The organism is Streptomyces sp. Y309, assembly GCF_056712025.1.
Genome location: NZ_CM160048.1, coordinates 1,930,735 through 1,950,505, shown reverse-complemented (window position 1 = coordinate 1,950,505; position 19,771 = coordinate 1,930,735). Strand labels below are relative to the sequence as shown.

The 19,771-nt window shown below is 71.2% G+C and carries 16 protein-coding genes; 8 read left to right on the top strand and 8 right to left on the bottom strand.

The genetic code is table 11. The annotated features are described in order from the left end of the window. Positions 1–521 precede the first annotated feature (521 nt). Genes AC0KTA_RS07140 through AC0KTA_RS07130 form a run of 3 tightly spaced genes read left to right on the top strand, consistent with a single transcriptional unit; the run spans position 522 to position 3,905 of the window. The gene (locus AC0KTA_RS07140; protein WP_481054262.1) at positions 522–1,538 is read left to right on the top strand and encodes a hypothetical protein; all 1,017 of its coding nucleotides are present in this window, start codon (positions 522–524) and stop codon (positions 1,536–1,538) included. 37 nt (positions 1,539–1,575) lie between these two features. Beyond that, complete coding sequence (locus tag AC0KTA_RS07135; RefSeq protein ID WP_481054261.1) at positions 1,576–3,102, top strand: amino acid permease; 1,527 nt, start codon at positions 1,576–1,578, stop codon at positions 3,100–3,102. Beyond that, complete coding sequence (locus AC0KTA_RS07130) at positions 3,102–3,905, top strand: GNAT family N-acetyltransferase (protein WP_481054260.1); 804 nt, start codon at positions 3,102–3,104, stop codon at positions 3,903–3,905. Before AC0KTA_RS07135 ends, AC0KTA_RS07130 begins: the two co-directional genes overlap by 1 nt. Here the strand turns inward: AC0KTA_RS07130 and AC0KTA_RS07125 are convergent. Next, positions 3,900–5,072 carry a magnesium and cobalt transport protein CorA gene (locus AC0KTA_RS07125; protein ID WP_481054259.1) on the bottom strand — a complete coding sequence of 391 codons (1,173 nt, stop codon included), beginning with the start codon at positions 5,070–5,072 and terminating at the stop codon, positions 3,900–3,902. The two genes, AC0KTA_RS07130 and AC0KTA_RS07125, sit on opposite strands and share 6 nt — an antisense overlap. 167 nt (positions 5,073–5,239) lie before the next feature. On the opposite strand from AC0KTA_RS07125, the gene AC0KTA_RS07120 reads away from it, so the two are divergent. Then, positions 5,240–6,484 (top strand): winged helix DNA-binding domain-containing protein, encoded by a 1,245-nt coding sequence (locus AC0KTA_RS07120; protein ID WP_481054258.1) that lies wholly within the window; start codon positions 5,240–5,242, stop codon positions 6,482–6,484. Positions 6,485–6,517: 33 nt separating this feature from the next. Here the strand turns inward: AC0KTA_RS07120 and AC0KTA_RS07115 are convergent, their stop codons facing one another. Both AC0KTA_RS07115 and AC0KTA_RS07110 read right to left on the bottom strand, forming a co-directional pair. Further along, positions 6,518–7,171: a LysE family translocator gene (locus tag AC0KTA_RS07115; RefSeq protein WP_481054257.1), complete on the bottom strand. Its 654-nt coding sequence runs from the start codon at positions 7,169–7,171 to the stop codon at positions 6,518–6,520. 179 nt (positions 7,172–7,350) lie between these two features. Further along, positions 7,351–8,277, bottom strand: coding sequence for a helix-turn-helix transcriptional regulator (locus AC0KTA_RS07110; RefSeq protein ID WP_481054256.1), 927 nt, complete (start codon positions 8,275–8,277; stop codon positions 7,351–7,353). Positions 8,278–8,408: 131 nt separating this feature from the next. On the opposite strand from AC0KTA_RS07110, the gene AC0KTA_RS07105 reads away from it, so the two are divergent. Both AC0KTA_RS07105 and AC0KTA_RS07100 read left to right on the top strand, forming a co-directional pair. Beyond that, positions 8,409–10,196 carry an AMP-binding protein gene (locus AC0KTA_RS07105; RefSeq protein ID WP_481054255.1) on the top strand — a complete coding sequence of 596 codons (1,788 nt, stop codon included), beginning with the start codon at positions 8,409–8,411 and terminating at the stop codon, positions 10,194–10,196. A gap of 17 nt (positions 10,197–10,213) precedes the next feature. Continuing rightward, positions 10,214–11,863: an AMP-binding protein gene (locus AC0KTA_RS07100; protein ID WP_481056339.1), complete on the top strand. Its 1,650-nt coding sequence runs from the start codon at positions 10,214–10,216 to the stop codon at positions 11,861–11,863. A gap of 57 nt (positions 11,864–11,920) precedes the next feature. On the opposite strand, the gene AC0KTA_RS07095 is transcribed toward AC0KTA_RS07100, so the two are convergent. Beyond that, positions 11,921–12,601, bottom strand: a complete 681-nt coding sequence (locus AC0KTA_RS07095; protein ID WP_481054254.1) for a hypothetical protein — start codon at positions 12,599–12,601, stop codon at positions 11,921–11,923. 373 nt (positions 12,602–12,974) lie between these two features. On the opposite strand from AC0KTA_RS07095, the gene gcl reads away from it, so the two are divergent. Next, on the top strand, positions 12,975–14,753 hold the full coding sequence (gene gcl / locus AC0KTA_RS07090) for a glyoxylate carboligase (protein WP_481056338.1): 1,779 nt from the start codon (positions 12,975–12,977) through the stop codon (positions 14,751–14,753). Between the two features lie 39 nt (positions 14,754–14,792). On the opposite strand, the gene AC0KTA_RS07085 is transcribed toward gcl, so the two are convergent. Beyond that, a complete protein-coding gene (locus AC0KTA_RS07085; RefSeq protein ID WP_481054253.1) occupies positions 14,793–14,951 on the bottom strand; it encodes a hypothetical protein in 159 nt (52 codons plus the stop codon). A 450-nt stretch (positions 14,952–15,401) separates the two neighbouring features. On the opposite strand from AC0KTA_RS07085, the gene AC0KTA_RS07080 reads away from it, so the two are divergent. Next, complete coding sequence (locus AC0KTA_RS07080) at positions 15,402–16,121, top strand: TetR/AcrR family transcriptional regulator (protein ID WP_481054252.1); 720 nt, start codon at positions 15,402–15,404, stop codon at positions 16,119–16,121. Here AC0KTA_RS07080 and AC0KTA_RS07075 read toward each other — a convergent pair. The 3 genes from AC0KTA_RS07075 to AC0KTA_RS07065 form a co-directional block, all read right to left on the bottom strand. Next, entirely contained in the window at positions 16,094–16,723 is a 630-nt protein-coding gene (locus AC0KTA_RS07075) for a hypothetical protein (RefSeq protein WP_481054251.1), read from the bottom strand. The genes AC0KTA_RS07080 and AC0KTA_RS07075 overlap by 28 nt on opposite strands. A gap of 466 nt (positions 16,724–17,189) precedes the next feature. Further along, entirely contained in the window at positions 17,190–18,647 is a 1,458-nt protein-coding gene (locus tag AC0KTA_RS07070) for a catalase (RefSeq protein WP_481054250.1), read from the bottom strand. Between the two features lie 190 nt (positions 18,648–18,837). Continuing rightward, the gene (locus tag AC0KTA_RS07065) at positions 18,838–19,728 is read right to left on the bottom strand and encodes a 2-hydroxy-3-oxopropionate reductase (RefSeq protein ID WP_481054249.1); all 891 of its coding nucleotides are present in this window, start codon (positions 19,726–19,728) and stop codon (positions 18,838–18,840) included. Positions 19,729–19,771: the final 43 nt, after the last annotated feature.

Here is a 19,771-nt window from a genome sequence, read left to right as displayed (position 1 = left end):
GCGTTCCCTCGTCGGACCGTACGGCTGATCTGGCTCGTTTCAACCGTCCACTGTCACACCAGGGGTCCGCCCGCACACCCAGGGTCCCGCCCGCTTCCGCTCAGGGTGGCGGCCCTGCTCCACATGCCCACGAGCACGTGGCTGCGAGCGTCCGAGCCCCGGCGGCGCACCGTCTGGGTGCCGCGGCAGGCGGGTTCGGTCACGGATGGCGACGCTCGCCTGCCGCATGGCCGAAACCTGCATCTGAGCAACCGAACAATCTTGGGATTCTCTGGTCATGCGCCTCTCCAGGCACTTAAGTACCTGTCAGGCACTCACTACCGGCCAAGAGCGCAAGCCGCCGGCCGGGTTATGCGCCACCGGCCGTCTCCGCCCCGCTCGTCGGCCCGCACCGCTGTCCTTTGCATGACCGTGCCACCCGTCCCAACTGCCCCGAGGGTCCTTCTGCTTATGGCCGCCAGTGCACACCGTTCGGTGTCGTGCTCACCCGCCCTGTGCCGGGCCGGCCGAGAGGGGCGCTGATGGCGAGTTCGAACCCGGCCGGCCGTGACACGGACCTCTATGCGGCGGTGCAGGACATTCAGGCGGGTTACTGGATGGAGATGCGGCAGGTGCTGGCCCGGACGGGCAACTGGCCGCAGTGGACGTCCCGTACCCAGGTGCTGGGGATCGTCGCAGCTCAGGCCAACGTCGTGGAGTTGTGGCTGAAAGAGGAACCGGAGAGCCTCGCTGCCCGGGTGATGTACGCCAGGGTCGCCACCGAACGGGTGCTGCAGGCCCACCGAAGGCAATGGGCGCGTGACTCCCGGAAGGCACAGGACCTGGAGAAACTGGTGGCCCGGGCCCGGGACGCGTGCCACAAGGCGGGCGAGGGGAATCCCGACGACGCGGTGCCCTGGATCTGCCGCCTGGCCCTGGCCGAAACGGACACGACAGGACGCTACTCGGAGCATCACGTGGCTCCGCCGCCCCATGAGTATCTGCTGCCTTACGGGCCCTGGGGCCTCCTTGGGGAGGTGCACCGACGGGATCCGTTCAACCGCGAGGCATGGCACCGCATGTCCCAGGCGCTCCAGGCCCACCCGGGGCCGGCGGGCCGCCAGGCGGTCGCGACGGATTTCGCCCGCTGGACGGTCTCTTTCGCGCCGCCCGACTCGCCCCTGCTCCTGCTGCCTCTCTACGCCCGTGTGCAGGAGCACCGGGAGCGACGGGACAGAGGGGCCGAGGTCATGCTGAGCCTGCTGTGGACCAGGGAGGACAGCACCCGAGCCGTCACGCAGGCATTCGAGGGCTGGTTCCAGAAGTGCGATCCGGCCACCAGTTCCCAGCTGGATCTGAACTACCTCGCATACGCCCTGGCGAGGGGTGGCTTCCCTCAATGGGCCACTGAAGTGTTCGACGCCATCGGCGACTTCGCCACTCCTGCCCCGTGGCAGTACGACGCCCGGTACCCGGAGGACCAGTGGCGGAAGGCATTCGAGGAGGACCGCGTCGCCTGCCTGAGATCCCACCCGCGGCATACGGGAAAACACCCATGACCGCCCCTCACTTTCAGCTTTCCTGTGCGGAGAACCAATGACTTCGGTAAGAGCACGGCGCCAGCGGCCGAACCCGGTCAACGACGACGGGGAGGACGCGCGCATCCTCCAATCGCTGGGCTACACCCAGCAACTGCACCGCCGGATGGGGGCTTTCGGTAATTTCTCCGCCTCCCTGTCGGTCATATCGATCATGTCGGGGACCCTGCTGCTGTTCGGCTTCGGCCTGAACTCGGGAGGCCCCGGGGTGATCATGTGGGGATGGCTCGCTGTCGGGCCGCTGGTGCTGTGCCTGGCCGCGGCCCTGGCGGAGATCACCTCCCGCTACCCCACCAGCGGCGGCCTGTACTACATGGCCCGCCAGCTCGGAGGCGAGCGGTGGAGCTGGTACACCGGCTGGCTCAACCTCCTGGGCCTGCTCGGCGGAATCGCCGCCCAGGACTACGGCATCGCGACGTTCACCGCCGCGTGGATGAACCTGCAGTTCGGTTACACGCCGACCCCGGAATCCCTGCTGCTCCTGTACGCGGTCATCCTCGCGCTGCACGCGGTCCTGAACCTCTTCGGCACCCGGCTGATGAACATCCTGACGTCCGTGAGCGCGTGGTGGCACCTGGCAGGCGCCGTCGTCATCATCGGCGCCTTGGCGTTCGTGCCCTCCGACCACCAGTCGGCCGGCTTCGTCTTCACGGAGTTCACCAACAACACGGGCTGGGGCGTCCCGGTCTACGTGATCCTGCTGGGCATGCTGCTGCCGGTCTTCGCCCTGGCCGGCTACGACACCTCGGCCCACTTGAGCGAGGAGACGAACCATGCCTCCGTCGCCGCGGCCCGCGGGATCTTCCGCTCGGTGGCGGTGTCCTGGATCGCCGGCGGCATCCTGCTGCTCACCCTGCTGTTCGCCATCCAGGACTACGCCACGACCCTGGCCGGCCCGACCGGCGTACCGGTGGCACAGATCCTTCTGGACGCGCTGGGCGAGGCGGCGGCAAAGGCCCTGCTCCTTGTGATCATCGTGGCCCAGTTCCTGTGCGGCTACACCGTGACCGCCAGCGCCAGCCGGATGATCTACGCCTTCGCCCGGGACGGTGCCCTGCCCGGATCGGGGCTCTGGAAGAAGGTCAGCCCCCGCACCGCCATCCCCGCCAACGCGGTCTGGCTCGCGGTCGCCGTGGCGTTCGTGCTCGCGCTGCCGTCCTTGTATTCCAATACGGCGTTCTCGGCGGTGACCGCCATCTCGGCCGTGGGATTCACCTCGGCCTATGCCATTCCGGTGCTGCTGCGGCTGCTCCACCGCGACCGATTCACCCCAGGGCCCTGGCATTTGGGCCGCTGGAGCCGGCCGATCGGCTGGGTGGCGGTGGTGTGGGCGGGTGCGGTCACGGTGCTGTTCCTGCTGCCGCAGAGCAGCCCGATCACCGCCACCACCTTCAACTACACCCCCGTCGCCGTAGTGGTGGCCTTCCTCATCGCCGCCCTGTGGCGGCGCTTCGGACGCGACTCCTACCACGTGCCCCGCTCCAGTTCTCCCACTGAGGACAAACAGTTCGAAGGCATCATCTGATGACTGATCTCACCGAATCCATCGAATCGGCACAGCAGCTCACCGTGGCCTGGCGCGCCATGGTGCTCGACCGCGACGCGGACGCGGATGTACGCGACCTCCCCGGCATCGCCGTCCGCTGGGCGGACAGCCGATTCTCGTTCTGGAACTGCATCACCCTGACCGACGCGGGAGCAGGAGCCGAGCTCGTCGCGCAACGTCTGAGCCAGGCAGCGGACATCATGCGTGCGAAGAAGCACCCGGGCTTCCTGTGGCTCTTCGAGGACCTTCTCGACGACGAGGCTCGCACCGGGCTGGCCCCGGCGGCCGAGTGGGCCGGCCTGCAGTACGCCTTCCCCGGCAGAGGCATGGCCGGAGACCTGCTGCCCATCCCCGACCCGGTCCACCCCGACCTGACGTTCGTACGTGTGCGCACCGACGAGCACTTGCGGGCCTACGCGGACCTCCAATCACGCGCCTACGGCTTCCCCTTGGAGGAAGGCCGCGAGGGCCTGGTCGGATCCGCGCGCTGGAAGAGCGAGATGTACGCCTACCTGGGCATGCGAGGCGACGTTCCGGTGGCGTGCGCCGCGACGGTCGAAGCGCAGGGCCGCCTCTTCGTCGCCTTCGTCGCCACCGACCCGCAGTGGCAGCGCAGGGGCTACGGCGAGGCGGTCACGCGCAAGGCGCTGCACGAGGGCGCCCGGGCCACCGGGCTGACCCGCGCCACTCTGCACGCGACCGCCGCCGGGGCCCCCGTATACCCGCGTATCGGTTTCACACCGAACACACCCATCCACTTCTACAACCTGAAGGACCTATAGCCAGTCCCGCCGCTTGAAGATGAAGTACAGGCTCACGCAGACCACGGCCATCAGGAGGATGGCGAAGGGGTAGCCGAGGGTCCAGTTCAGCTCGGGCATGGAGTCGAAGTTCATGCCGTAGATCGTGCCGACGAGGGTGGGGGCGAAGAGGATGGCGGCCCAGGAGGAGATCTTCTTGATCTCCTCGTTCTGTTCGAAGCCCGCCTCCGCCAGGGCCCGCATCTCCGCGTTCTGCTGCTGGGTGACCAGCGTGGCGTTGACCGTGAGGATGTCGGTGAGGGCCTGGCGGAAGCCGTCCACGCGTTCGCTGGTGTGGGTGACGTGGTCGGCCACGTCGCGGAGGTAGCGCTGGAGTTCCTCGTCCGTGCCGTACTTCGCGAAGCCCGCCATCAGGCCGTGCAGCATGCTCACCAGGGGGCGGGTCGCGCGCTGGAACTCGACGACCTCGCGGGAGAGTTCGTAGATGCGGCGCGACACCGCGGGGTCGCCGCTGAAGACCTCGGTCTCGATCTCGTCGATGTCGTTCTGGACGCCGGACACGACGGGGACGTAGCCGTCGACGACCGCGTCCAGGATGGCGTACAGGACCGCCTCCGGGCCGAGCCGCAGGAGTTCCGGGTCCTCCTCCATGCGGTGGCGCACCGCCGACAGGTCGGGGGCCGCGCCGTGCCGGACCGTGATGACGAAGTCGGCGCCGACGAACACGTGCAGCTCGCCGAAGTCGACCTCCTCGGGGGCGTCCAGGTAGCGGGCCGCGCGCAGGACGACGAACAGCGTCTCGCCGTACCGCTCCAGCTTGGGGCGCTGGTGGGCCTCCATCGCGTCCTCGACCGCCAGCTCGTGCAGGTCGAACTCGGCCGCCAGGGACAGCAGTTCCGCCTCCGTCGGGCGGGCCAGGCCGATCCACGCCATGCCGTCGGGCCGCGCGCGCAGTTCACGGAAGGTCGCGGCGAGGGAGGTGGGGGAGGAGACGCGCACGCCGTCGCGGTACACCGCCGCCTGGACCACGCTCGGGGCGGCCGCGGCGGCCGGGGACTGCTCGGCGTGGGGCCGCGACGCGTCGGCCGGCGGCTGCCCGCCCGGCGCGGACGCGGACTGGGAGGACGCCCGCCGCCAGGAGTGCTTGCGCGTCTGCTGTGGGCGGTGTGTTCGTCGCTCCGGAGTCACCGGCAGCCAGCCCTTCCGTGATGGTTCGGTCGACTTCTGCGGGGCCGCTCAGACCTGCGCCGTGCGGCCCCGGAGCAGGATATATGCGGCAGATTACGCGGGCGCGACCGCGGCGTGCGGGCTTTTGCGGACCGTATCTGTCCGCAACGGGCGCTAGCGTGCGGGGCATGACGAAGACCCCGTCGAGAGCGAAGACGCCCACCGCGGCGACCCCGTCGACTCCGTCCACCGCGGCGTCCCCGTCCACCCCGGCGCCCCCGCCGACGCTCAGCCCCCGCGCCCTCAACCGCGCCACCCTCGCCCGCCAGCTCCTCCTGCGCCGCGCGGAGATGTCCGCCGAAGCCGCCCTCACCCACCTCGTCGGGCTCCAGGCGCAGAACGTGAAACCCCCGTACTACGCCCTCGCCGCGCGCCTCGCCGACTTCGCACCGGAGGAGCTCTCGGGGCTGATGAGCGAGCGCGCGGCGGTCCGTGCCGTCACCATGCGGTCCACCGTCCACACCCTCACCGCCGACGACATGCTCACGCTGCGGCCGCTGACGCAGCCCGCCATCGACCGCGAGCTGCGCATGTTCCGGGGCGGCCTCGCCGGTGTGGACCTGGACCGGCTCGCCGCGCTGGCCAGGGCGTACGTCGAGGAGGAGCCCCGCACCCCGGCCCAGCTCCGCGCCGAACTCCTGCGGCACTGGCCGGGCGCCGACCCGCAGTCCCTCGGCATCGCCGCCCGTGCCCGGCTCCCGCTGGTCCAGGTCACGCCGCGCGGCCTGTGGCGGCAGAGCGGCCAGGTCGCCCTCACCACCGCCGAGCACTGGCTCGGCCGCCCCCTCGCCGAAGCCACCGCCCACACCGGAGCCGCCGCCCCCGCCGCCCACGCCGAAGCCCCCGCCGCCCTCGACGCCACCGTCCTGCGCTATCTCGCCGCCTTCGGGCCCGCCTCCGTCAAGGACATGCAGACCTGGGCCGGTCTGACCCGGCTGCGCGCCGCCTTCGAGCGGCTGCGGCCCCGGCTGCGTACGTTCCGCGACGAGCACGGCGTCGAACTCTTCGACCTGCCCGACGCCCCCCGCCCCGACCCGGACACCCCGGCCCCGCCCCGGTTCCTGCCCGAGTACGACAACCTCCTGCTGTCCCATGCCGACCGCACCCGCGTCGTGCCCGAGGCGTACAAGTCCCGTACCTGGAAGGCGAATCAGCCCTTCTGCGTCTTCCTCGTGGACGGCTTCCTCGCCGGGGTCTGGCGCCTGGAGGAGTCCAAGGACGGCGCGGCGCGGCTCACCGTGGAGCCGTTCGGGACACTGACGAAGGCCCGGCGCGATGCGGTCGCCGCGGAGGCGGAGCGCACGGCGCGGCTGCTCGCGGCCGACGCGGTTTCGTACGACGTCGGGTTCGGGGCGGTTGTCGACGCCGCGTAGGACGCCGACAGTCTCAGTAGGACACCGACAGCCTCAGTCCGCCCGGCCCGTCACCGCCACCGTCACCCCGAGCCCGATCATCGTGCACCCGCCCGCCCCGCCGATCAGGGCGAGCCTGCGGTCCGAGCGGGCGAACCAGGTGCGTGCCGCGGACGCCGTCAGGCCCCACAGGGTGTCCGTGACCAGGCCGATGCTGATCGGTACGAGGCCGAGCAGCAGCATCTGGAACGGCACATGGCCCGCCGAGTGGTCGACGAACTGCGGCAGCACCGCCGCCGCGAACACGATGCCCTTCGGGTTGGTGAGGCCCACGAGGACGCCGTCCAGGACCGTGCGGGCGTCGCCGCGCGCGGACTTCGTGCCCGCACCCGCCGCGCACATCGCCTCCGCCTTCATCTCCTTGCGGTGCCGGAACGCCTGCGCCCCCAGGAACACCAGGTACGCCGCGCCCGCGAGCTTCACCGCCAGGAACACCGCCGCCGAGCGCTCGACCAGCGAGCCGAGGCCGAAGGCGACCGCCACGATCATGAGGTACGAGCCCGCGACGTTGCCCAGGGCCGTCGCCACGGCGGTGCGGCGGCCGTGCGCAAGGGCGCGGCCTATCACGAACAGGACGCTCGGCCCCGGGATCACGATCACCAGGGCCGACATCGCCGCGAAGGCCAGCAGTCTGTCGGTGGACACCATGTGGGTCCCCCCTCCCTCAGGCGTGTCTCAGGTGTGGCTTGTGCGGGCCATTGAACCGTGCGCGCGCGGCCTCGGCAGCAGAACCGGCACAGCGGCCAGAACCGGCACAGCGGCCAGAACCGGCACGGCGGCCAGAACCGGCACGGCGGTCACGCCGACGCCCAAGGCCCCGGGGCCCGCTACGGCAGCAACCCCGCCCGCCGCGCCGCCACCACCGCCTCCCAGCGCGTGTGCGCGCCGAGCTTCCGCATGGCCGACCGCAGATACCCCTTCACCGTCTCCGGGCGCAGGCCGAGGCGGTGCGCGGCCGCCGCGTTGGTGGCGCCGCCGGCGAGGCAGGCGAGCACGTCCACCTCGCGCGGGGCGAGGCGCACGCCGGAGCCGGTCCTGGCGGAGCCACCCGGAGCGGTCGCGCCCGGAGCGCTCGCCGCGGCCGACCCCGCCGCGAGCGCCGCGGCCGTCAATGTGTCGCTCACCGCAAGGAGTTCCTCCCGCAGCGCGGGATCCCCGATGCGCGGGGCCAGCGCGCGCAGCGCCCCGTGGGCCTCCCGCACCCGCTCCCACGCCGCGTCCCCGGAGCCGCAGCCGTACCGCCGCTCGGGCAGGTCCGCGACCGTCTCCCGGGCCGCCGCCGCGAGCGCGGCCGCCTCGTCCCTGACGACGAGTGCCTGCTCCACGTCCCGGGCGGCGGCGACGGCCGCGGCGAGTGTCCGGTCGCCGAGCGGAAGGGCGGTGCGCAGGGCGCCGTACAGCAGGCCGCGCACCCGTCGGCGTACGACCAGCGGCACCGCGAGCACCGCCCGCAGGCCCTCAAGACCGACGGCGGCGTCGTACTCGTGACTGATCTGCCGGGACGTGCTGTAGTCCGTGACGGCGCAGGGCCGGGCGAGGGCGACGGCCTTGCCGCCGAGCCCGTGGCCCGCGAAGATCGCGAGGCCGTTCAGGGAGTGCGTGGCCGTCCCGCTCAGCTCGGCGATGCGCACCCGCGAGGCGCCGTCCGCGCTGGTCACGAGCCCGCCGAAGGCCACGGGCAGCCCCGTGCCGCGGCGCAGCCGCAGCAGCGCGGCCCGTACCTCCGCCGCCTCACCGCCGTCCGCAGCCGTCACGCGCGCCCCTTCAGCTCCCGGTCCCGTGCCCCCTCGGGGGACACCACCCCCGTCCGGGGGTAGTGAGACCTGCATCACGAATTACACGATGGTACGGACGAGCGGGGTTGAGCGGAATGCGAGGGGTGCAGATGACGACGACCGGAACGGGCGGCGGCGCGGAGGATCGCCGTACGGAGGACTGTCGCACCGAGGACCGCCGCACGGAGGACTTCCGTGCGGCACGGGACTTCCTGCTGCGCCACCGGGAGGACTACACGGCCGCGTACGAGGGCTTCGCCTGGCCGCGGCCCGCGCACTTCAACTGGGCGCTCGACTGGTTCGACGTGATCGCCGACGGCAACGACCGCACGGCGCTGCACATCGTCGAGGAGGACGGCACCGAGACCCGGCGGTCCTTCGCGGGGCTCGCGCGGCGCTCCGCGCGGGCCGCCAACTGGCTGCGCGCGCTCGGCGTCGGCGCCGGGGACCGCGTCGTCGTGATGCTCGGCAACCAGGCCGAGTTGTGGGAGGTCGCGCTCGCCGCGATGAAGCTGCGCGCCGTGGTGATCCCGGCGACGCCGCTGCTCGGCGCGGCCGATCTGCGCGACCGCGTCGAGCGCGGCCGGGCCCGGCACGTCGTGGTGCGCGCCGAGGACACCGCGAAGTTCGCGGACGTGCCCGGGGACTACACCCGCATCGTCGTGGGCGCCCCCGCCGTCGAGGACCCCGACTCCGGTGCCGCCGGTACCTCCGGTGCCGCCGACGCGCCCTCCGCCGAGTGGATTCGGTACGAGGGCGTCGACACCGCCCCCGACGACTTCACGCCCGACGGCGTCACCCGCGCCGACGACCCGCTCATGCTGTACTTCACGTCCGGCACGACCGCCCGGCCCAAGCTCGTCGAGCACACCCATGTGTCGTACCCCGTGGGCCACTTGGCGACGATGTACTGGATCGGGCTCAAGCCCGGCGACGTGCATCTGAACATCTCCTCGCCGGGCTGGGCCAAGCACGCCTGGTCGAACCTGTTCGCGCCGTGGAACGCGGAGGCGACCGTCTTCATCCACAACTACACGCGCTTCGACGCGGGGCGGCTCATGGCCGAGATGGACCGGGCGGGCGTCACCAGCTTCTGCGCACCGCCCACCGTGTGGCGCATGCTCATCCAGGCCGACCTCACCCAGCTCCGCACGCCCCCGCGTGAGGTCGTCGCGGCCGGTGAGCCGCTGAATCCCGAGGTCATCGAGCAGGTGCGGCGCGACTGGGGCGTGACCATCCGGGACGGCTTCGGGCAGACCGAGACGGCCGTGCAGGTCGCCAACACCCCCGGGCAGAAGCTGAAGCCCGGGTCGATGGGGCGGCCGACGCCCGGGTTCGCCGTCGCGCTGCTCGACCCGGTGACGGGCGAGCCGGGCGCCGCGGAGGGCGAGATCGCGCTCGACCTGTCCGCCGCCCCCGTCGGCCTGATGACCGGCTACCACGGCGACCCGGAGCGCACCGCCGAGGCCATGGCGGACGGCTACTACCGCACCGGCGACATCGGCGCGCGCGACGCCGACGGATACCTGACCTATGTGGGCAGATCGGACGACGTCTTCAAGGCCTCCGACTACAAGATCTCGCCGTTCGAGCTGGAGAGCGCGCTGCTCGAGCACGAGGCGGTGGCCGAGGCGGCGGTCGTGCCCGCCCCGGACCCGGTGCGTCTCGCCGTGCCCAAGGCGTACGTGGTGCTCGCCGACGGCTACCAACCCGGCCCCGACACCGCGAAGTTGCTGTTCGAGCACTCGCGGGCGGTGCTCGCCCCGTACAAACGCCTGCGCCGCCTGGAGTTCGGTGTGCTGCCCAAGACCGTGTCCGGCAAGATCCGCCGCATCGAGCTGCGTGAGGCGACGGCCAAGGGGTCCGGCGCCGAGTACCGCGAGGAGGACTTCCGGTGAGTACGACGGTGAGTTCGGTGAGTCCGGCGGGTTCCGAGGGCGCGCCCGGCGGCGCCGCGCTGTCGTACGCGCACGGCACCAGCAAGACGCCGCTGCTCGGCGACACCATCGGGCAGAACCTCGACCGGGCCGTCGCCGCCTGGCCGGACCGGGACGCGCTCGTCGACGTCGCGGCGGGCACCCGCTGGACATACGCCGAATTCGGCGCTGCTGTCGAGCAGTTGGCGCGCGGTCTGATCGGCTCCGGCGTCGGCAAGGGCGACCGGGTCGGCATCTGGGCCGTGAACTGTGCCGAGTGGGTCCTGGTGCAGTACGCCACCGCGCGCGTCGGCGCCATCATGGTGAATATCAACCCGGCCTACCGCGCCCACGAGTTGGCGTACGTCCTGAAGCAGTCGGGCGTCTCGCTGCTCGTCGCCACCCAGCGGCACAAGACCAGCGACTACCGCGCGATGGTCGACGAGGTCCGCGGCGAGTGCCCGGCGCTGCGGGCCGTGCACTACATCGGGGACGGGTCCTGGGACGCGCTGCTCGACGCGGCGCGGACCGTGGGAGACGGCGAACTCGCGGCCCGCGAGGCCGAGTTGAGCTGTGACGACCCGGTCAACATCCAGTACACCTCGGGCACCACGGGCTTCCCCAAGGGCGCCACGCTCTCCCACCACAACATCCTCAACAACGGGTACTGGGTGGGGCGCACCGTCGGCTACGGCGAGCAGGACCGGGTGTGCCTGCCCGTGCCCTTCTACCACTGCTTCGGCATGGTGATGGGGAACCTCGGCGCCACCTCGCACGGCGCGTGCGTCGTGATCCCGGCGCCGTCGTTCGATCCGGTGGCCACGCTGCACGCCGTGGAGCGTGAGCACTGCACGTCCTTGTACGGCGTGCCCACGATGTTCATCGCAGAGCTCAACCTCGCCGACTTCGCCACGTACGACCTGTCGTCGCTGCGGACCGGGATCATGGCCGGGTCGCCGTGCCCCGTCGAGGTCATGAAGCGGGTCGTCGCCGAGATGCACATGGAGGAGGTCTCCATCTGCTACGGCATGACCGAGACCTCGCCCGTGTCCCTCCAGACCCGCATGGACGACGACCTGGAGCGGCGCACCGGCACGGTGGGGCGGGTCCTGCCGCACATCGAGGTCAAGGTCGTCGACCCGGTGAGCGGGGTGACGCTGCCGCGCGGGGAGTCCGGCGAGCTGTGCACGCGCGGCTACAGCGTGATGCTCGGCTACTGGGACGACCCGGAGCGGACCGCCGAGGTCATCGACTCCGGGCGCTGGATGCACACGGGGGACCTCGCGGTCATGCGGGACGACGGGTACGTCCAGATCGTCGGACGCATCAAGGACATGATCATCCGGGGTGGCGAGAACGTCTATCCGCGCGAGATCGAGGAGTTTCTGTACGGGCACCCGAAGATCGCCGACGTGCAGGTCGTCGGGGTGCCCGACGAGCGCTACGGCGAGGTGCCGCTGGCCTGCGTCATCCTGCGGGACGCGGGGGACACGCTGACGCTGGAGGAACTGCGGGGCTTCTGCGCGGGGCAGCTCGCCCACTACAAGGTCCCGGCGGGGCTGCGGATCCTGGAGAGCTTTCCGATGACGGTGTCGGGGAAGGTGCGGAAGGTGGAGCTGCGGGAGAGGTTTGGCCGCGGGCCCCGGTGAGCGTGTTCGGTGCCGCCGCTGCGCGGCGGATTTTTCCCCCATCCGCCCGCCCTTTGCCTACGCGCCTGTTGCTGTCAGTTCGTCCGCCGCGGTGTTCAGGGGTTCCGGCGTGCCCGTCAGGTCTATGCGGAACAGGGCCACGTTGAGTTCGTCGGCGCGGGTGCGGGCCGGGGGTGTGAAGTCGCAGAGGGCGAAGCACACGCACGTGGCGGCGCGCGTCATGGCCGTCAGCCAGGCGCACTCGACGTCCCGCAGTGAGGCCGGACGCACGGTCGGCTCGACCTGCGCCACCACCCCGAGCGCCGTGAGCCGGGCGCCCGACGGCGGGCGCTCCTCGTCGGGGCCCGCGTCGCGTACGTCTTCGTAGCCGAGCCAGCGCAGGAACAGGGCCGCCGTGGTCACCGCGTCGCGGGCGTCACGGACGGGCAGGGGACGGAACCCGGCCCGGGACGCGGGTGCCACCGGCCCGCCCGCACCGTCCCGCGCCACCGGCACCCGCAGCACCGTCCCGCACGCGCACCCCAGCTCCGGCCGCGGCCAGTCCGCCGTCCGCCCGCAGGCGGCGCACCGCACCGCCACCCAGGCGTCCGCCCGGGTCCGGTGGGTGAGCGGGGTGGCGGCGCCGTGCGTGACCGGCGGGACGACGGGCGCGCCGCAGGGACAGGGGAACGCCGGAGGAGCGTAGGCCTGTTCGTGACGGCACACCGGGCACCGCACCAGGACGTCGTCCGTCGCCATCGTTCCGCACCGCCGCCCGTCCGTGTTCCGTGTCCGCTCCATGTCCGCCGGGGCCCGTCGGTCGTGCGGGGCCCCTCTTCGTACGCGACCCCTCTTCGTACGGGGACCCATCGTCGTACGGGGAGCTCATCGTCGTACGGAAAGCAGCCATCCCGATACGCCATTTTGAGCTGGAGCAGGCCCCCGGATCCCTTGACGGTCCTCGCTCACCCGCCTACATTGCTTCCATATAGCAGAACATAATTTCCGCAATGTGGAAGTCACTCGCGAGGGCGGCCCGCGGCGCGGAAGCAGGACCGGAATTCACAGCTCACCGCGGGGCGCGACGGGAGCCCGAATTCGCCAGCCGAAGCAGGAGAACTCAATGGCTCGTATGACCGCTGCCCGCGCGGCAGTCGAGATCCTCAAGCGCGAGGGCGTCACCAACGCGTTCGGCGTGCCGGGGGCCGCGATCAACCCCTTCTACAAGGCGCTGCAGGAAGGCGGCGGCATCGATCACACGCTCGCCCGCCATGTCGAGGGCGCCTCGCACATGGCCGAGGGGTACACGCGCACCCACCCGGGCAACATCGGTGTCTGCATCGGCACGTCGGGCCCGGCGGGCACCGACATGATCACCGGCCTCTACTCCGCCATCGGTGACTCGATCCCGATCCTGTGCATCACGGGCCAGGCGCCCACGAACGTGATCCACAAGGAGGACTTCCAGGCCGTCGACATCGCCTCGATCGCCAAGCCGGTGACGAAGATGGCCGTCACGGTCCTGGAGGCCGCGCAGGTCCCCGGCGTCTTCCAGCAGGCCTTCCACCTGATGCGCTCCGGCCGCCCGGGACCGGTCCTCGTCGACCTGCCCATCGACGTCCAGCTCACCGAGATCGAGTTCGACCCGGAGACGTACCAGCCACTGCCGGTCTACAAGCCGGTCGCGAGCCGCGCCCAGATCGAGAAGGCCGTCGGCATGCTCCTGAACTCCGAGCGGCCGCTGATCGTCGCGGGCGGCGGCATCATCAACGCCGACGCCTCCGAACTCCTCGTGGAATTCGCCGAACTGACGGGCACTCCGGTCATCCCCACCCTGATGGGCTGGGGCACCATCCCGGACGACCACGAGCTGAACGCCGGCATGGTCGGCCTGCAGACCTCGCACCGCTACGGCAACGCGACGTTCCTGGAGTCCGACTTCGTGCTCGGCATCGGCAACCGCTGGGCCAACCGCCACACCGGCTACAAACTGGACGTGTACCGCGAGGGCCGCACGTTCGTGCACGTCGACATCGAGCCGACCCAGATCGGCAAGATCTTCGCGCCGGACTACGGCATCGCGTCCGACGCCAAGGCGGCGCTCGAACTCTTCGTCGAGGTCGCACGGGAGCTGAAGGCCGCGGGCGAGCTGCCCGACCGCGGCGAGTGGATCGCGCGCGGCCAGGAGCACAAGTCCACACTGCTGCGCCGCACCCACTTCGACGACATCCCGATGAAGCCGCAGCGCGTCTACGAGGAGATGAACAAGGCCTTCGGCCCGGAGACGCGGTACGTCACCACCATCGGCCTCTCCCAGATCGCCGGCGCCCAGATGCTGCACGTCTACAAGCCGCGGCACTGGATCAACTGCGGCCAGGCGGGCCCGCTCGGCTGGACGATCCCCGCCGCCCTCGGCGTCGCCACGGCCGACCCGGACGCCCAGGTCGTCGCCCTCTCCGGCGACTACGACTTCCAGTTCATGATCGAGGAGCTGGCCGTCGGCGCCCAGCACCGCATCCCCTACGTCCACGTCCTGGTGAACAACTCCTACCTGGGCCTGATCCGCCAGGCGCAGCTCGGCCTGGACATCAACTTCCAGGTCAACCTGGAGTTCGAGAACCTCAACTCGCCCGAGCTCGGCGTCTACGGCGTCGACCACGTCAAGGTCGCCGAGGGCCTCGGCTGCAAGGCGATCCGCGTGACGGACCCGAACGAGCTCGGCGCCGCCTTCGAGGAGGCCAAGAAGCTGGCGCAGGAGTACCGGGTGCCGGTCGTCGTCGAGGCGATCCTGGAGCGGATCACCAACATCTCCATGAGCCGCACGGCGGACATCAGCGATGTCACCGAGTTCGAGGAGATCGCCACGGAGCCGTGGCACGCGCCGAGCTCGATCAACACGCTGAAGGCGTAGCGGTACGTACGTAGTTCGCGGCGGCGTACGAGGCATTGCTCAAGGGGAGGCCCCCGCACCGGAGTTGGACTCCGGTGCGGGGGCCTCCTCGCGTGCGGCGCCGTCCGCCGGGGCGGTCAGCCGCGCGTCCCGCAGCGACGGGAAGGCCGCAGCCACCGCGAGCGTGGCGACCACGCACACCAGGCCCCCGGTCGTCACCGCCCGTGCGGGGCCCGTCAGTTCGGCCAGGAAGCCGACCGCCGCGTAGGAGTTCGGTCGGCGTTGACGTCCCGTGCGGGTGGGACGGTCCTCCGCCGGTCGGCGCTTCGCGCCTCGTCCTCAATCTCCCCCAAGCTCTTAAGGAGCAGGGGGACCCCCTCGACGGGCTCTCTCCCACCCACCCGCCCCTACTTCCCGTCGGCTGGCCAACAGACCGGCACCTTTCAGCCTGTCCGGCGTTTGAGGACGAGGCCGCAGGCCGATCGGGGGCGGACTGTCCCACCCGAAGGGGACACCCACCCCCGGGGGTCCAGGGGCGGAGCCCATGGTTTCGGGAAGGGGCGGGACTGGGGCGCCCCGCGAAGGCCGGGATCGCGCAGCGGACCGACGTCCATGACGAGCCCGGAGAGACGGGACATCGACGACTCCAACGCGCGTTTGCCTCGAGGCATGAGCGGCGCGACACGGCAACGGCCCACCCATCGGAAGGGGCGGGCCACCCTGACCCGGCAGGGCGTGGGGGAGGCGGCCCTCGCGTTTCTGGGCCGACACGGCCCCGCCGAGCTGACGATGCGTGCCCTCGCCGCCGAACTGGGAGTCTCCCCAAGGGCGTTGTACAACTACGTCGAGGACCGGCGGGACCTGATCACGGTCGCCGCCGAGATCTTCCAGGAGGCCTGGCGCCCCCCGGCCCTCGACCCGGCGCCGGACGCCTGGCGCGCCGCCCTGCGCGCCTTCTGCGCGGACCTGCGCGCCCACTACCGCCGGCACCCGGGCATGACCACCCTCGCCCTGAGCGAGAACATCACCCTGGCCACTCACCCGGCGATGCTCCGCAACGTGGACGCCCTGATCGGCTTCTTCGTCGCCGTCGGCCTGTCCGACCAGGACGCCTACCGCGCCTGCATGGAGACGATCCGCCTCGTCGTCGGTTTCGTGGAGTTCGAGGACGCGCCGCGGGACCGTCCGCCCGTGCATCTGGAAGCGGCCGACCTGGAGGCCCACCCGCCGCCGTGGCTGCGGACGTCCGACGCCGACGGGCTTCCGCACCTGGCGCGGATCGCGGAGCTGGCTCCGGACGACGCCGGCACGCGGTTCGCGTTCGCCGTGGACGTCCTCACGGAAGGGCTCGCCGCGCGTGCTCAGGACCGGCGGCGGCGTACGCAGTAGTGCACGGTCAGGGCGAGGACCAGCGGGCCCCACAGGCCGACCGGCAGGACGCAGGCCCGGAACAGCAGCTCCCAGGCACCGTTGTCGAACTCGCCGAAGGACGGGCCGAGGCCGAGGGCGCCCAGCGTGAAGGGGCCGAACAGGACCGTCGCGCCCAGGCCGCCGAGCGTCGCGGGGATCAGCGCGGCGACGGGGCGCAGGCGCCGTCCGCCGAGGAGCGGAATCCAGCCCGGCACCACCTCGCCCCACCCGCGCACGAGCCCGAAGCCCAGCAGCGCCAGCGCCTCCGTGAACAGGCTCAGCCCGAAGATGTACGGGACGGAGATCCACAGACTGCCGATCGAACCGGCGTCGGACCCCATGTCGAACCCGAACGCGAACGGCAGCCGCCACAGGCACTGGGGGAGCAGGATGAGCGGGATGACGTGGGCGACGCGCTCGGCCCAGCGGGGGACGGGGCGCTCGGTGCCGGTGCCGGTGCCTGGGCCCGTGCCCCAGCCGGTGTCCTCACCCGTGGCGGTACAGATCCGGCTCTCGTGAGCCGCGGTCGTCTGAACTGCGGTCGTCTGTGCTGCGGTCGTCTGAACTGCGGTCTTCGTCATGGCACTTACTCTTCCGCCCGGCCGCGCGGAGAACGTCAGCTCGGACGCCGGACCGTCTCCGTCGCGCGGGGGAGAGGGACGTACACCGTGGCAGGACGCGACGAACCCCCGGGGCGCGTGGGCGCCCCGGGGGATCGGGAACAGCTGCCGGTACGGGAGTTGCTGCCGTCCGACGGCGCGCGACTGGCGGAACATGCGTACGCGCCGCCGGACGGAATCCATGGGGAGGTACGGAACAGACTGGGACCGCGGCGGCCGGCGACAGTCCCCGGTCGCCCTTCCTCAGGTCGAAAGGGCGCGCCGGGAGACCTTCACCACCGCACTGGCTCGCACGAGCCGCCGCGGTCCTCGTCCTCCCGCACCCCGTACGGACCACCCCTCATCCGGGTCGTACGGCGGTGCGGGTTGCGCGCAAGGGGCTGACCTCCCGTCAACTTCCCTGCGCAGCTTGTGGGTCGAAGAGGCCTCAGTCCTCGCGCAGGGCGCGGACCGCCGCCTCCACGCGCTTGCCGTAGTCGGCGTCGGCGGCGTGGAAGTGGGCGAGGTTCTTCTCGATGACGTCGTCGCGCGACACCTGGGAGAGACCGCCCGCGATGTTCGCGACCAGGCGGGACTTCTCCTCCTCGGACATCAGCCGGTACAGCTCGCCCGCCTGGAAGAAGTCGTCGTCCTTGGTGTGGGCCGGGGCCTCGTGCGTGCCGGTGTGGCCGTTGATGGCCAGCGGGGCCGACAGCGGCTTGCCGGTCTCGGCGGGGCCGTCGTAGGAGTTCGGCTCGTAGTTCTTGCGGTCGCGGCCGTAGGCGTTGGACGCCATGAAGCCGTCGCGGCCGTAGTTGTCGGCGGTAGTGGCCTTGGGGGCGTTCACCGCGAGCTGGGTGTGGTTGACGCCCAGGCGGTAGCGGTGCGCGTCGGCGTAGGCGAACAGGCGGCCCTGGAGCATCTTGTCGGGCGACGGGCCGATGCCGGGCACGAAGTTGTTCGGGGAGAACGCGGCCTGCTCGACCTCGGCGAAGACGTTGTCCGGGTTGCGGTCCAGGACCAGGCGGCCCACGCGCTGGAGCGGGTAGTCGCTGTGCGGCCACACCTTGGTGAGGTCGAACGGGTTGAAGCGGTAGGTGGCCGCGTCCGCCGCCGGCATGATCTGCACGTGCACGGTCCAGGACGGGTTCACGCCGCGCTCGATGGCCTGGAGCAGGTCGGTCTGGTGCGAGTTCGGGTCCTTGCCCGCGAGCTCGGCGGCCTGCTCGGACGACAGGCTGCGGACGCCCTGGTTCGTCTTGAAGTGGTACTTGACGAAGAAGGCCTCGCCCCGTGCGTTCGTCCACTGGTAGGTGTGCGAGCCGTAGCCGTTCATGTGGCGGTACGACGCGGGGATGCCGCGGTCGCCCATCAGCCAGGTCACCTGGTGCGTGGCCTCGGGGGCGTGCGCCCAGAAGTCCCAGACGTTGTCCGGCTCCTGCTTGCCCGTGAACGGGTCGCGCTTCTGCGAGTGGATGAAGTCGGGGAACTTCAGCGGGTCCTTGATGAAGAAGACCGGCGTGTTGTTGCCGACGAGGTCGTAATTGCCCTCTTCCGTATAGAACTTGAGGGCGAAGCCGCGCGGGTCGCGGACCGCGTCCGCGCCGCCGAGGCTGTCGGCCACCGTGGAGAACCTCAGGAAGGTCTCGGTGCGCTTGCCGACCTCGCCGAGGAAGGCGGCCGAGGTGTACGCGGTGACGTCGTCGGTCACCTCGAAGTGGCCGTAGGCACCCGAGCCGCGGGCGTGCACGACGCGCTCCGGGATGCGCTCACGGTTGAAGCGGGCGAGCTTCTCCAACAGGTGCTGGTCCTGGAGGAGCAGCGGGCCGCCGACGCCGGCGGTGGCGGAGTTCTGGTTGTCGGCGACAGGAGCGCCGGACTCGGTCGTGAGCACACGCTGCGACATGGTGGTGGGGTCGGCCTTCCGTGCTGTGGCTGCTGACGTGATGGGGAGCGTAAGGACCCCTGAGCTGCTACGTCAACAGTTTGTTGAAGTTGGTGAGAGGGGTGGGGTTCCGGGCCGCGGCGGCGCCTGGGCGCGACAGGACAGGTGTCAGCGCCGCCGCGGCCCGGAAGCTTTTGGATTCCGCGTGTGCTCAGACCTGGGCGCCGGAGAGGCGCTCGACGGAGCGGAGCAGCGCGGAGTGGTCGAGCCCGCCGTCGCCCTGCGTGCGCAGGCTGGCGACGAGCTGGGCGACCACGGCGCCGACGGGCAGGGCCGCGCCGACGTTGCGGGCGGCGTCCGTGACGATGCCCATGTCCTTGTGGTGCAGGTCGATGCGGAAGCCCGGCTTGAAGTCGCGGTTCAGGAAGTTGTCCTTCTTGCGGGTCAGGACGGTCGACCCGGCGAGTCCGCCGTTGAGGACGTCCAGGGCCGCCTTCAGGTCCACGCCGGACTTCTCCAGGAAGACCACGGCCTCGGCGCACGCCTGGATGTTGACGGCGACGATGAGCTGGTTGGCGGCCTTCACCGTCTGGCCGGAGCCGTGCGGGCCGCACAGCACGACGGTCTTGCCGAGCGCGTCGAACAGCGGCTTGGCCGCGTCGAAGTCGGCCTGCTCGCCGCCGACCATGATGGAAAGAACGGCCTCGATCGCCCCGGCCTCGCCACCGGAGACCGGCGCGTCGAGGACCCGGATGCCCTTGTCCTTGGCGGCCTCGGCCAGGTCGACGGAGGTCTGCGGGGTGATCGACGACATGTCGACGAGCAGCGCGCCGGACTTCGCGTTCTCCAGGATGCCGTCCGGGCCGTACGCGATGGCCTCGACCTGGGGCGAGGCGGGCACCATCGTCACGATGACGTCGGCGTCCCGCACGGCCTCGGCGATCGACGCGGCGGCGGTGCCGCCGGCCGCGGCGAGCCGCTCCAGCTTGTCCTGCTCCAGGGTGAAGCCGGTGACGGAGTACCCCGCCTTGATCAGGTTCTCGGACATGGGCGATCCCATGATGCCGAGTCCGATCCAGGCGACCTTGGGAAGCGTGCTCATGGGGGAACCTCTCTTACTGCGTGTTTCTGCGTCAGCTGTGATG